Origin of the sequence: Synechococcus sp. R6-5, assembly GCF_047461775.1 — a bacterium.
In the GTDB taxonomy this organism is placed as follows: Bacteria; Cyanobacteriota; Cyanobacteriia; order Thermostichales; family Thermostichaceae; genus Thermostichus.
Genome location: NZ_JANSHV010000126.1, coordinates 1 through 13258, shown reverse-complemented (window position 1 = coordinate 13258; position 13258 = coordinate 1). Strand labels below are relative to the sequence as shown.

Below are 13258 nucleotides of genomic sequence, written 5' to 3'. Positions count from 1 at the left end.
CTTATTATTGACTAGAGTCATGCTCTCTAGTCCAAGCTATAGCGGGTCAGGCGCTGCACTTGCTCGGGAGCAAGGCCAAGCTCTTGGGCAATCTGAGCCGACACCTGGTCTGGATCCAGTTGTGGAAATTCAAATTCCAGCTTGCGCAGGTGGGGATTGGTGGTAGTCACCTCCACCTTGGTGTAGCCACGGGAGCGGCGGATCTCCGCCTGAATGGAAAGAATATCCAGAGCCAAGGTGGCTTGTTGCTGGCTGCGAATCGCCAAAGGTTGCTCTAGCCGGCGAGGACGGCTCAGCGCTTGGCCCGTCACCCACTCTCCCCCCGCCACAAAAAGAAGCCCTGCCAAGGGCAGCACCAGCCAAAAATCAAACCCTAGATCTTGCCACCGATGGATTTTGGGCCACCCCACCGTTGTTCTCTCCCTTGCAGAGGGCTATTTCCGTGATCCATCCTAGCCTGGGCAGTGGGAACTGGCCGTCTTGGTCAACGGCGCACAGGACGATGCGAATTTTGCTGGTGGAGGACGACCCGGAACAGTTGGAGCCTTTACAGGCTGCCCTGTCCAAGTGCGGCCACGTGGTTGACTGTGCCAAGGAAGGGGAGATGGCTGCCTGGCTGATGGAGGAGAAAGCCTATGATCTCCTGATTTTGGATTGGATGCTGCCGGGGCCAAGCGGGATCCAGCTCTGTCGGCAATACCGCCAATCGGGGGGATGTGCGCCGGTGCTGATGTTAACTGCCAAAGACGCAACATCGGATGTGGTGCAGGGGTTGGATGCGGGGGCGGACGACTATTTGGTCAAGCCGGTGGATCTGGTGGAGCTGCTGGCACGGGTGCGGGCTTTGGGACGCCGTTCCCCCCAATGGCAAGGAGACAGCCTCAGCCTGGGATCCCTGCACTTGCACTTGGCCAGCCTGACCCTAGAGCGGCAGGGGAGGCAGGTACAGCTTTCGGGCAAGGAGTTTCAATTGATGGAATACCTGATGCGCCATCCCAACCAGGTGCTCAGTCGGGGCCAGATCGAGCAGGCGGTGTGGGAATGGGGCTGTGAGCCGGAGAGCAATGCCGTGGCTGCGTTGGTGCGGCGGTTGCGGCTACGGTTAAAAGAGGTGGAGGCCCAAGATTGGCTGGAATCGGTGTATGGCCAGGGGTACCGGCTGCGCATAGCCTCTCCAGAAGAGAACCCATGAAAGCAGTTTCTAGGGGGGTGGCGATGGAGGTGAAAAGAGCTGAACACAAGCATTCTCTCCCATGGCTGGGCTGGAACTGGGTTTCCCTGGCACACCCCCTTCAGCCGCACCTGGGGCAGAAGGCTGCGACAAGAGGGACGGGATCCCTGGTGTTTCACCACAGCCGCCGTCGCTTGGCCCGCAGCTTTGCCGGGGTCATGGGGGGGATCCTGCTGGTGTTTGCCGCCGTCTTCTACCGCTTGGAAGTGGAGAACCAGTTGCAGGCTTTTGACGAGGAGCTGCAGGTTCAGGCCGGGATCATGGCGGCAGCCATTAAGTACGAGCTGCGCCAGGGGCAGTGGCGGTTGGTGTTGAACGAGGTGCCCTTTTTGGGGGGGAAAACCCAACCCCTCGACCATCACTTGGCCTATGTGCGCTGGTTCGATCCTGCTCCCGGCACCGGAAGGGAAAGCTTGGGATCCCTGCGCCAGTACACGGGATCCCGGCCTCCTCTGGAGCTGTTTGACTTGGATGGCCCGCCTCACCATCTCCAACTGGGTTTCCAAACGGTGGAAGGAGAGAGCGGCTTACTGTTGCGCCAGCTCACGCTGCCGGTGCAGCAGGAGGAAAAGCTACTGGGCTACTTGCAACTGGCGGTGCCCCTGGAACCGCTGCAACTTACCCTGGGTCGCTTGCGCTGGGGGTTGGGGATCGGGATCCCGCTGACGCTGGCGTTGATCGGCGGGGCCGGCTGGATCTTGGGGGGGCTGGCGATGCAGCCGATTCGTCGCTCCTACGAGCAGTTGCAACGCTTCACTGCCGATGCTTCCCACGAGTTGCGCGCCCCCCTGGCCGCCCTGATGAGCAATGCTCAAATGGCTCTGCTGGCCCCGGAACAAGCTCAACCTCGCCTGGAAAAGGTGGTGAGCGGTGCCCGCCGCCTCAGCGTGCTGATCGATACCTTGCTGCAGTTGGCCCGCCAGCAGGGATCCCTGCCCCTGGAGGATCTGCCGCTTCTGAATTTGCGAGCGCTGTTGCAGGAGCTGAGCGAGCAATACCGCCCCCAAGCTGAGGCCCTTGGCCTTCACTGGCAATGCCACCTGCCTGAGACGGATCTTTCTGGGGGTTGGCTTGTGCGGGGGAACGCTGCCCTGCTGCGGCAGGCCATCGAGAACCTACTGCGCAATGCCCTGCAGTACACCCCTGCAGGCGGCACAGTGCAGGTGAGCCTGGAAAGCCAGCGCCAGCGCGCTTACCTCCACGTCAAGGATACAGGCATTGGCATTCCCCCCGAGCATCTGCCCCATCTGTTTGAGCGGTTTTACCGGGTGGATGAAACCCGTGCTCGCCATACGGGTGGGTTCGGTCTGGGCCTGGCCTTGGCCCAGCAGATCGTCACCGCCCATCGGGGATCCCTGCGAGTGGCCAGCCAAGTGGGAGAGGGATCGATATTTACGGTAGAGCTGCCCTTGTCATCTTCACGTCATTTTTCTCCGCCATTCTCAAGATGAGCCGCGATAACCCAAACCGGCTTGTCCTGTCGATTGGAGTCTATGACCAATGACGATTCGTTCCTCTTTTGCTCGCGCTCTGGGTTGTTCTCTGCCGATTTTGGTTCTGCTCACCCCCCTGGTGCTGGGATCCCCGGCGCAAGCCCAGCGGGGCAGACGCTCTGCTCCTGAAGCCACAGCTCCCCTTCAGGTACAGCCAACTTGGCAGCGCCCGCGGGATCTTGAGCGAGCCAGCCGCGATCTGGCTAAGGCGCAGCGACACCTGGCCGAAGCCAGCTTCCTCTCTCAGCGGGGGTCTTCCCCAGAGGCTGCCCGCCTTTTGGAACACGGCCAGGAGAGTTTCACCAACGCCCAAGCCTCACTTGAGGCGGGGAACTTCTTCGCCGCCCGCGAGCAGGCCAAAGCAGCGGAAAACTTAGCCAAAGCAGCCAAAGTTCTCTACGAAGCGGAGCTGGGTTTCATGGGCCGCCCTGGCCGTTCCTTCTTCGAGGCCCCTTTCCGGGCTCAGGAGTACCTCAGCCGGCTGCAAGCGGAGATAGCCTTCGCCAACATCAACTCCGGCAGCGTCTCTGACCTGCAGAATCAAGTGCAGAACCTGTTGGGCGACGTAAGTACGGATCCCAGCAGCTACACCTTCGCCGACTACAGCCGTAGCAAAGCTGCCCGCTACGCCGCCCGCGCTGCCCTACACCTGTTGGCGGCTGAGCGCCTCGGGGGGATGACTACCCTGACCAGGCGCTGATCTGGCCTACCCGGAACTGGGGATAGAGGGGATCCCTGCTGGCTGAGTTTCCGGGGTTAACCCCTCTATCTTCTCTGGCCCCTGCTGGAGTTGGGTTAAAGTGAAAGCCCCCAGAGCGGGGGCTGTTCTTCTCGAATACTGACTGATCGCGTCTTTACATCTCCCTTGGTGTACCTGCGTTTCCTGCACCTGTGGCACTTTCGCAACTACCGGGATCAAGAGATCACCTTTGACGCGCCCAAAACCATCCTGGTGGGGGAGAACGCCCAGGGCAAGACCAACCTGCTGGAAGCGGTGGAGCTGTTGGCCACCTTACGCTCGCGGCGGGCCGCTCGGGATCGGGAGCTGGTATACCAAGAGGAGCGACAAGCCCAGATTGCCGCCACGGTTGAACGGCTGGGGGTGGCCCACGAGCTGGTGATGGAGCTGCGCAGCAGCGGCAGGCGATCCCTGAAGGTGGACGGGCAGGTGCTGCGCCGCCAGGCGGACTTTTTGGGACAGGTGAATGCCGTGGTGTTCTCCAGCCTGGATCTGGAGCTGGTGCGGGGCGCTCCGGAGACGCGGCGCCATTGGTTGGATGGGGTGTTGCTGCAACTGGAGCCGGTTTATCTCGGCCTGGTGGAGCAATATCGCCAGATCCTCAGGCAGCGCAACGCCCTGCTGAAGCAGGATCCCGCGGCTGCTGGCGTTCAGTTCTCGCAGATGGCCTTCTGGGATGCCCAACTGGCCACCACCGGTAGCCGAATTATGCGCCGCCGCGCCCGGCTGCTGCAACGGCTGGAGCCTTTGGCTGCTCACTGGCACCGGGTCATTAGCGGTGGACGGGAAACCCTGACCCTTACCTATCAACCCCAAGTGCCCCTGCCGGATCCCCAGGCCAGCCCCGAAGTGATCCAAGCCCAGTTTTTGGCCGAGATCCGCGCCAAAGCCGCCGCCGAACACTCCCTGGGCAGCTCTCTGGTGGGCCCCCACCGGGACGAGGTGGAGCTGTGCATCAACGGAGCCGCCGCCCGCGCCTATGGATCCCAAGGCCAGCAGCGCACTCTGGTTTTGGCTCTGAAATTGGCGGAGCTGGAGCTGATCGAGCAGGTGGTCAGGGATCCGCCCTTGCTGCTCTTGGACGATGTGCTGGCCGAGCTGGATCTGCACCGGCAAAACCAGCTCTTGGAAGCCATTCAGGAGCGCGTGCAAACCTTGGTTACCACCACCCATCTGGGATCCTTTGACGCCGGCTGGCTCAAAGCCGCCCAAATCCTTCAGGTGCAAGGGGGACAGCTTTTTCCCGACAAAACAGGGGATGGGATCCCGTAGGGCAGGCCGGAGCTCTGGCAGTGAGGGAAACCCTATCTGGGAGGGGGGCTGGGGGTGGTCGCGTCAGCGGCGCCGAGCGCTTGGGCTTTACAGCCGAGCGCGATCCAGGCTGCGGTATTGAATCGCTTCGGCAATGTGGGTGGGGGCAATGGCCTCCGCGCCCTCGAGATCGGCGATGGTGCGGGCCACCTTGAGGATGCGGTCGCTCCCCCGCGCAGACAGGGCCAACTTTTGGATGGCGCTTTCCAAGAGCTTGCGACAGGGATCCGAAAGGGAGCACCACTGCCGCAGGTGGCGGGATTGCATCTGGGCGTTGCAGTGGATCCCAGGCTCGTTTTGAAAGCGCTGCCGCTGCCGTTGTCGTGCCCGCTCCACCCGCCGCTGCACCGCTTGGGAAGATTCGCCGCCCTGGGCGCGGACAATTTCTTCCGGCTTAAGGCGGTTGACCCGCACCTGCAGGTCGATGCGATCCAGCAGCGGGCCGGAGAGCTTGGACCAGTAGCGCTCCCGCTGTTGCGGCGTACAGGTGCAGGGGTGAACGGGATCCCCGTAAAAGCCGCAGGGACAGGGGTTGGTGGAGGCCACCAGGGTGGTTTGGGCGGGAAACTCCAGGGAAACGCGGGCGCGGGAGATGGTAACCTTGCCGTCTTCCAGGGGTTGGCGCAGCACCTCTAACACCTCCCGCCGGAACTCCGTCAGCTCATCCAGGTAGAGGATGCCATGGTGGGCCAGCGAGATCTCGCCGGGTTTGGGGTAGGATCCCCCACCTACCAAGGCCACTGCCGAAGCCGAGTGATGAGGCGCGCGAAAGGGCCGCTGGGTGATCAAGGCGGTTTGTCCACCCAGGTGGAGATTTTGCCGCAACAGGCCGGCTGCCGAGTAGATGCGGGTGATCTCCAACATCTCTTCCCACTGCAACTGGGGCAAAATGCCGGGCAGTCGCCGGGCCAACATGGTTTTGCCCGCCCCAGGGCTGCCCACCAGCAACAAGTTGTGCCCACCTGCCGCCGCTATCTCCAAGGCCCGCCGGGCGTGTTCTTGTCCTTTTACGTCCGCCAAGTCCAGAGGGGATTCCCAATTGGCCGACACCATCTGTTGCGGTTGGATCTGGATCGGCTTAACCCCGTTCGGGTGCTGCAGCCAGTTCACCACCGCCGCCAAGGAAGGCAACCCATACACTTGGATCCCTTGCACCACCGCTCCTTCCGGCCCATTTTCCTGGGGTACCACCAGGCGGCGGATCCCCATCTCGGCAGCGCTGGCGGCAATAGGCAGAACCCCGGCCACCGGGCGTAGGGTGCCGTCTAGGGCCAATTCCCCCACCATCAGGGTGTTGGCCAGAGCTTCCCCCTCGATCACCCCGGAGGCCGCCAAGATCCCAATGGCGATGGGCAGATCGAAGCTGGGGCCCTCTTTGCGCAGATCGGCAGGGGCCAAGTTGACGATGATCCGCCGCTGGGGTAAAGCAAAGCCGGAGTTCTTGATCGCCGCCCGCACTCGCTCTTTGGCCTCCTGAACGGCAGTATCGGGCAGTCCCACCAAGGTGATCTGGGGCAAGCCACCGCCCACATCCACCTCCACCGTAACCTGCACGGCCCGGAGTCCCAGCAGAGCGGCAGCAGTGACTTGGGCAAACAAAGAGAGCGCCTCCGCCAAAGATAAGTAAAGATCTCAACTCATCCTGGCAGAAGTTTTGGCCGACGCATCCCCCCTCCCCCTTAGCTGCATTTCCAAGAGGAGAATGTTACAAATTGCTACGCGACGCTTCCGTGAACGTTGAGAAGCCTTCCCGCCCAAAGTGCTCCCTGCTGTCTTCGATAAGGATAGGATAGGATCGCGTGGAAATTACGCATGGATTGGCGGGATCCCTCTCCGAGCCAAAGCTGTTCTATGTGCTGGGGGGGATAGGCGTCTGGCAAGGATTGGGAAGGCTGCCTGCGTCAACTTATTCGAGGGTTCAAGATATCCACAAACGCAAGCGGGCGGAGGAGGATCCCAATATCTTGAGGTGGTGGCTCAGATCTTGCAGGATATGGCTCAGGTTTTCCCTGCCCCCACCGTGGAGGAGGCGCGCCAGCCCTTGCAAACCCAGACCTTTCAACTGGTGATCCTGGATCTGAACTGGCCAGATGGCTTGGGTTCAGATCTGTTGCCACTGCTGCATAAGGTCTCCGGCCTGCTGACGCGAACGGTGAGCAGCACGCCGGTCATGGTGTTTTCTGCCCAAGATAGGGGCTCAGAGGTGTGTACAGCAGGGATCCAGGCCACTCTGGTCAAGGCCCACACCTCCAATCCAGATTTTCTCAACACCATTCGCGCTTTGGTGGGGGAGAAAAGCAGGTGTGTCCTTCTGCAGAGGGGCAACCCCCATCTTTGTTGCTATGCCTACGGCACCTTGGCGGGAACCGCAACGCTGACGCGACAGGAGGCTGATCCCGGTGGTCTTTCCTGCTTCTGAACCTTCTTTTGGTCTTCCTTATCGCTACGCGACGCTTCTGCCAACGGGCTCTAATCACGTTAGCGAGACGGAGTCCTTGCGCAGCCCTGAGTTCGACAATCTGGACGATCTTGGGAAGCAGGTGCAGCAGTTTGCCCAACGCTACCGGGGGCAGGTGGCGCAACTCAGCCCGCCGGAGCTGGCGGTGGCACTGCAGGAGTTGGCCGAGCTGACGCAAAGGATGCAAGGGATCCCAACTGCCGACTCGGCAGAGGCAGCTTGGCAGAGGCTGGAGCGGATCATCGCCTTACAAAGCCAACTGCTGTTTTTCCTCCTGGAGTTGCAATCCCTGCCTGCCGTTGCTGCTGGTGGCCCGGAGGAAGGTGTTCCCCACGAGGGTCAGGATGGTGCTATGCCTACGGCACCCTGTCGGGAACTGCACCGCTGGCACGAACGCCTAGTCGATGCCCACGTCGAGCCTGAGCTGCAACCCTTTCGCCAATTCCTGTGTCGCCTTCTTCAAAGGACTCCGTCCCCCTGGCACGAACAGCAGAGTCACCAACAGCTTGAGCCTCTGGAGCGCCTGCTCCACCAACAGTACTTAACAGGAAGGTTGGCTTGGCGGCAGTTGTGGCAAGTGACCCTGAACTCGCCTGCCGCGCTCCCAGATCACACCCTTGTCCAGCTAGGAACTCCGTCCCACTGGCGCGAACAGAGCTTACCAACCCACGCCAGCGCCGAAATCCGTTGGGCTGCCTATCAGCGGCTGGGCCAACACCTGGAGGCCCATGCAGATCTGGGTGGGTTTATCCTCAGCACCCTGATCCGCGACCACCTGTGGGAGGCCCAATGGCGGGGCTATGACTCTGCTGCCGACCTGTATCTGGCCCGCCAGGGCCTGACTCAGACCTTTTTGGAGAACCTATTGGAAGGGATCCGCGATCGGTTTGACCTGTTCCAGCACTATTACCGCCTCAAAAGCAGAACAATGGGACGTTCCATTCGCATCTGCGATCTGCATGCGCCCTGGGGGGATCCCGTGCCGCCCCTGACCTCTGCTGAGGCCACCTCTCTAATCTGGGCAGCCCTGCAGGACTTCTGCCCCGAGTGTGCGGCCCAGGCCAAACCCTGGCTGCTAGAAGTCGGCTCGGCAATCGAGGCAGACAAGCCCAATCGCGCAGCGGGCGCAGCCTTTCGCCCCGGCGAAACGGAGTTCTCGCCCAGGTCGGGAGAAACGGGATCCGGCGGGAGCGAGCTCCTGTTGAAGGTTCTTGCTATCATCAGCCAGCGGCTCCGGCCTGAGGATCCCCAAGTTTGGCTGGATCTGGAGGAGATGCAGGGGAGTTCCGCACTGCTGCCGCGAGCGTGGGGGGTGCAGGCTCACACCGTCTTTTTGCAGCAAATACTCCTGGATCACCTGGTTGCCTCAGCAGTGGGATCCCCTCGCATGGGCAGGCCTGCTCTTTACGACCCAGAGGGGCAAACTGCTCCGCAGCGCTGGCGGGAACGCTCCGGCAGCCTCCAGTTGGCCCAGGCCCTGTTGATACACCATTTGGAAGCCCAGTTGCAGGCGGTGTTTTACCAGAGCTTGATCAGTCGGCTGGAGCTGATTCTCTATCGGTCGGGGCTCCCCGCATGGGAAAATGTGGCAACCTATCCTCTTTGGGTGAGCGAAGAGTGGTTGAAGCTGTGTCAAGAGCTGTGCGGAGATGCGGTGGAACTGTTGCCGGAACACCAGTTTTACTGGGTGGGGATGCCGGAGCTGTTTCTCCACCCCTTTAGTGCCTATCAGGCTAGCCTTGCCAGCCTGGTGGCCTTGGCCTGTCACCGCCGCTATCACAGTTCTCCGCGCAACTTTCTGCCCCACTACCTCCGTTGGTTGGCCAGCCCGCCCGGATCCCTGACTTTGGAAGAAACCACCCAGATGCTGCAGGCGGATCTGAGCGACCCAGAGGGAGTGTTGCAGGCGCTGGAGGAGCTGGAGCATTGGATCGAGACGCTAGAAAAGCTGCTGGAAGAGGATCCGGATCGCTGACCCACCCTTGTTCTCTTGGACGTAGGCATGCCCTGCGGCGGGAAGATCCTGCGCCCGACTCCTGCGAACCCACCCCAGCGGAGCCAGCCGTTAAAGCGCGTCCCTTCCTGAAATGGGCAGGGGGGAAAGGGCAACTGCTCAGCCAATACGAACCCTTTTTCCCTCGCACCTGGAACACCTATCACGAGCCCTTTTTGGGGGGTGGAGCGGTCTTTTTTCATCTGGCCCAAGGGATCCCATCGGGTTCTCGACACTTTGTTTTGTCGGATATCAACCCTGAGCTGGTAAACGTGTATTGCTGCGTGCGGGATCAGGTGGAGGAGATCATTGCCCTGCTCAGCCACCACCAAGCCCACCACAGCCGGGATTATTACTACACCATCCGCGCGGCTCGATTTGAAGATCCGGCGCAACGGGCTGCCCGCCTGCTGTACTTGAACAAAACCTGTTTCAACGGCCTCTACCGAGAGAACTCGCGGGGAGAGTTCAATGTTCCTTTGGGCCGTTACCGCAATCCCCGCATTTGCGACGCGGAGAACCTACGGGCTGTGGCACGGGTTTTACAAGGCGTGGAGATCGCGGTGCAGCCGTTTTGGCAGGTGCTCGAACGAGCCAAACCCGGGGATTTCGTCTATTTGGATCCCCCTTACCATCCCCTTTCTGCCAGCAGCAGCTTCACCGCCTACAGCCGGTTTGCCTTCGGCGAAGCGGAACAGATCCGCCTGCGAGAAGTGTTTGGAACATTGGCCGACCGAGGCGTGCAGGTGCTGCTCTCCAATTCCGATTGCCCCTTTGTGCGGGAACTGTACCGGGATTACCCCATCCAGACCATCTCTGCCAGCCGTGCCATCAACGCCCAGGGCCACAAACGCGGTCCCATCACCGAGGTCTTGGTGCTGAGCCATCCCAGCCTGGCCACCGCCTGCAGTGGGCCGGAAGGGATCCCGTTTTGCCCCAGAACCGTCTAAGGTGGACGCGATAGCGGTGCGGAGCACAATGGATGAGCAGGTCGAGATCCGAGGCGGGATCTTGAGCTTGGACACAGTGAGACCACGGGGACAACAGCGCATGGATCCACGAGAAATTGAGGCATTGGTACGGGCTGCCCTACCCGGCGCAAGGGTGCAGGTGGAAGACACTGTCGGCGATGGCCACCATTTCCAGGCCATTGTGGTGGCGGAACAATTCCAGGGCTTGCCCCTGATCAAACAGCACCGGCTGGTGAATGAGGCCCTGAAAGCCTACCTGCAGGATGGCCGCCTACATGCTTTAGCCCTGCGCACCTTTACCCCCGCTCAGTGGGAGCAACTCCAGGGGCCGGATGGCTGATCGCGACAGCAGGACAGAGTCCCCTTGAGCCAAGAGGGTCATTTCCGGTCGCGCTGGGCATCGCCTCGATTCCCGGCTCCTCTCTTCCTTTGGGAAAGGGGCTGGAGCTGTCGCAAACGGGAATCCTCAAGGGATCGCCTCAAAGCAGCTTGCAATAGCCATAACTCACCTCTAACCAAAGCTGATCCGGAGCAGGGAGAAATCATCCTCAAAGTCCGTCCGCCCCTGAAAGGATTGGGCCTGATGGATCACCTGATCCAAACTATTGCCAGCGCCCTTGCTCAGCAGGGCTATCAAACTGTTCAGCCCCCAGATTTCTCTCTGGGGGTTTATGACTTCGTAAACTCCATCGCTGAACAGGTAGAGATGGCTGTTCTCGGGGATCCGCACCTGATCCCTTTGAAAAGTGAGGTCGGGCAAAATGCCAATGGGCAAGTTGGCAGTCTTCAGCAGGAGCGAATCCTGACCCTGGATGAGCAGGGCAGGTGGGTGGCCGGCACTGGCAAAAGAGAGCAGACGGGATCCCGGCTGATAAACCCCATACCAAAGGGTGAAGTACATCTCATGGTGGGATCCCATTTGAAAAGAGTGGTTGAGGGCGCGCAAGACCGCGTCCGGCTGGCGGGGATCGGCATCGGCCAAGCCTTGAGTGCGCAACTGGTTCATCACCGACACCGACAACAGAGCGGATCCCACCCCATGCCCCGACACATCCAGCAGATAGATGGCCAGGTGCTCCTCATCCAGCCAATGATAGTTAAACGAATCTCCCCCCAATTCCTGGGAGGGTAAAAAGCGCCACTCGAGGGTCACTTTGCAGTCGGGAAAATAGGCCGGCTCCGGCAGGAGAGAACGCACATAGCTGGCCGCCTCGGCCAATTCTGCCCGTAACCTGGCCGTTTGCTGCTGCAGGTCATAGCTGAGCTGGTGCAAGCGTAATCCGGCTCGCACACGTGCCCGCAACTCATTGGGGTCGATGGGCTTGCTTAGAAACTCATCTGCTCCGGCATCCAGGCCCTGGATGCGGTCTTCCACCTCAGTGCGGGCGGTGAGCAAAATAAAAAACGTCGTGGAAAACTTGGGATCGGCTTTGATGCGTCGGCAAACCTCCAGCCCATCCATGTCCGGCATCATCCAGTCACAGATGATCAGCCCCGGCACCAGCAGGTGGGCTTGCTCCAGCCCCTCGGAACCGTTGCTGGCCATCTCCACGGTGTAGCCCTGTCGTTCCAGGGATCGCTTCAACACCAGCCGAATCGTCGGATCGTCGTCAACAATCAAAATGGTCGTCATGACCGCTGCACCCCAATCCCAAAGTCAAAACGCATTCAAACCCAACTCCAGCCCGATATCCCATACCGATAGGCAGACCTCTCATCCTAGCTTAGGGGTTGCAGCAGGAAAACCGGCTCGGCAAGCAGTTCACGACAAAGGGGTGAAGCCTCAACAGCTTCATCCATCGGAGCTGAAGGTGCGTATCACTTCGGGGATCCCCAAAACCGTGGTTGCACGCTACCCAAAAGCTAACCGTTTCCAGATACTGGTGGCGGGAGACAATTCGAGGCAGATTCTGGGCAGATTCTTCTTGAGAGACTTTCATTGGATACAGAGATACAGATCACACTCATCCATCCTTCGCCGACTTAGAGTGAACGTTAAGATTCAATAGCCTTTACCGCATGAGCACATCTCCCCCATCCTTATCCCCTTCCGCCGTTCAGGATTCGCGGGCGAGCTTGCCTCCGGGACCTAGCGAAGCTCACAGGGGAGAAATTCGGCTGGAGGACTTGGACGAGAAGCAATTGTTGGCCTCCCTATCGTCGGTGGTGTTAAACCCGGCAGCTTGGAGTTGCTTCAGCGTCAGCGAAACCAGCCGCCTGCTACGCCCCCTGCAAATCTGCCCCGACTTGACAGGAACTCCCGTTCTCTCCCCAGGGGCCACTGCCGAAGTGGTCTATAAGTTCCTGCTGAGCGATGGTCGGATCGGGACTATGAAGGGGCTGATCTCCATCGAAGACTTCCGCAGCGAGCGGCTGCGCTCTGTTTACGATCAGCTTCACATCGAAAAGGTTATCCCGGCCTTCACCGAGTCGGTTGTGGTGCAGATTATCGATCATTTAAAACCGATTTTTGCCCGCGACTTGGATGAGCTGCTTTGGCAAGAAAGCTTTTACTTCACCCCTCAGGATCTGCGCCAGCAGGAGTTTCTGTTGCGTGGCCTGCGGCCCGAGGCGATCCCACGCAGCTTTCGGCCTCACCTGCAGAGGGTCTACACCCAGATTATGAGGGTGTGCCGCAGCTTGCCCAACATCGCTTTCCAACTGTGTCTGCGGGCCTACTTAGAGTACAACGAGGTCAAGAACAGGCATCTGCTGGCGCTTCTACTCAGCAAGTATTTTTACACGCTCTACCGCATTGGTGGGTTGGACGGTTGGGAAAGTGGGGATCCGGTGGAGCTGGGATCCCTGCGCTCTGCCAGTGGGCGAGTTCGTCTCCAGGCTCTTTCTCGCCTCTTAACCCTGAACAATGACAGCGACGCTCCCCTGGTGGGGATTGGGGGCACCGGGCCGGGGGGCAGCTATTTCAGCGGGGAACGGGAGCCTGCCGGCGTTGAGATGGTGAGCTCGGAGGAGATTGAAAAGCTGCGGCAAGATGTGGAGGTGGCCCGCGGCCAGATCGCCGAGGCCCAGCAATTGGTGGCCCAATATCAGGAGGAGAAAAA

11 protein-coding genes and 1 pseudogene are annotated in these 13258 nt (G+C 60.4%); 9 read left to right on the top strand and 3 right to left on the bottom strand.

Translation table 11 applies throughout. The features are described 5' to 3' along the window. Positions 1 to 26: 26 nt before the first annotated feature. Positions 27 to 410 carry a hypothetical protein gene (locus tag NW818_RS07480; RefSeq protein ID WP_011434266.1) on the bottom strand — a complete coding sequence of 128 codons (384 nt, stop codon included), beginning with the start codon at positions 408 to 410 and terminating at the stop codon, positions 27 to 29. A gap of 92 nt (positions 411 to 502) precedes the next feature. Between NW818_RS07480 and rppA the strand changes: the two genes are divergently transcribed. From rppA to recF, 4 genes are all read left to right on the top strand, one after another. After that, positions 503 to 1192, top strand: a complete 690-nt coding sequence (gene rppA, locus NW818_RS07475) for a two-component system response regulator RppA (protein WP_414355523.1) — start codon at positions 503 to 505, stop codon at positions 1190 to 1192. After that, positions 1189 to 2682: a sensor histidine kinase gene (locus tag NW818_RS07470; protein ID WP_414424215.1), complete on the top strand. Its 1494-nt coding sequence runs from the start codon at positions 1189 to 1191 to the stop codon at positions 2680 to 2682. Before rppA ends, NW818_RS07470 begins: the two co-directional genes overlap by 4 nt. Before the next feature lie 49 nt (positions 2683 to 2731). Beyond that, positions 2732 to 3424, top strand: a complete 693-nt coding sequence (locus tag NW818_RS07465; RefSeq protein ID WP_414424214.1) for a DNA-binding protein — start codon at positions 2732 to 2734, stop codon at positions 3422 to 3424. 168 nt (positions 3425 to 3592) lie between these two features. Beyond that, entirely contained in the window at positions 3593 to 4735 is a 1143-nt protein-coding gene (gene recF, locus NW818_RS07460; RefSeq protein ID WP_414424213.1) for a DNA replication/repair protein RecF, read from the top strand. 87 nt (positions 4736 to 4822) lie between these two features. Here recF and NW818_RS07455 read toward each other — a convergent pair whose 3' ends face one another. Further along, positions 4823 to 6373, bottom strand: coding sequence for a YifB family Mg chelatase-like AAA ATPase (locus tag NW818_RS07455; RefSeq protein WP_414424212.1), 1551 nt, complete (start codon positions 6371 to 6373; stop codon positions 4823 to 4825). 370 nt (positions 6374 to 6743) lie between these two features. Between NW818_RS07455 and NW818_RS07450 the strand changes: the two genes are divergently transcribed. From NW818_RS07450 to NW818_RS07435, 4 genes are read left to right on the top strand one after another with little or no spacing between them, the layout of a single operon-like run. Beyond that, a complete protein-coding gene (locus NW818_RS07450; protein WP_414355528.1) occupies positions 6744 to 7193 on the top strand; it encodes a response regulator in 450 nt (149 codons plus the stop codon). Continuing rightward, positions 7174 to 9207 carry a peptidase M3 gene (locus NW818_RS07445; RefSeq protein WP_414424211.1) on the top strand — a complete coding sequence of 678 codons (2034 nt, stop codon included), beginning with the start codon at positions 7174 to 7176 and terminating at the stop codon, positions 9205 to 9207. Before NW818_RS07450 ends, NW818_RS07445 begins: the two co-directional genes overlap by 20 nt. After that, positions 9159 to 10175, top strand: coding sequence for a DNA adenine methylase (locus NW818_RS07440; protein ID WP_414424210.1), 1017 nt, complete (start codon positions 9159 to 9161; stop codon positions 10173 to 10175). The genes NW818_RS07445 and NW818_RS07440 overlap by 49 nt, the downstream gene beginning before the upstream one ends. A 28-nt stretch (positions 10176 to 10203) precedes the next feature. After that, a complete protein-coding gene (locus tag NW818_RS07435; RefSeq protein ID WP_414330062.1) occupies positions 10204 to 10536 on the top strand; it encodes a BolA family protein in 333 nt (110 codons plus the stop codon). Positions 10537 to 10707: 171 nt separating this feature from the next. On the opposite strand, the gene NW818_RS07430 is transcribed toward NW818_RS07435, so the two are convergent. Beyond that, a complete protein-coding gene (locus tag NW818_RS07430) occupies positions 10708 to 11829 on the bottom strand; it encodes a PP2C family protein-serine/threonine phosphatase (RefSeq protein ID WP_414424209.1) in 1122 nt (373 codons plus the stop codon). A gap of 443 nt (positions 11830 to 12272) precedes the next feature. Here NW818_RS07430 and NW818_RS07425 point away from each other — a divergent pair. Continuing rightward, a pseudogene (locus tag NW818_RS07425) lies at positions 12273 to 13258 on the top strand (hypothetical protein); the annotation flags it as partial.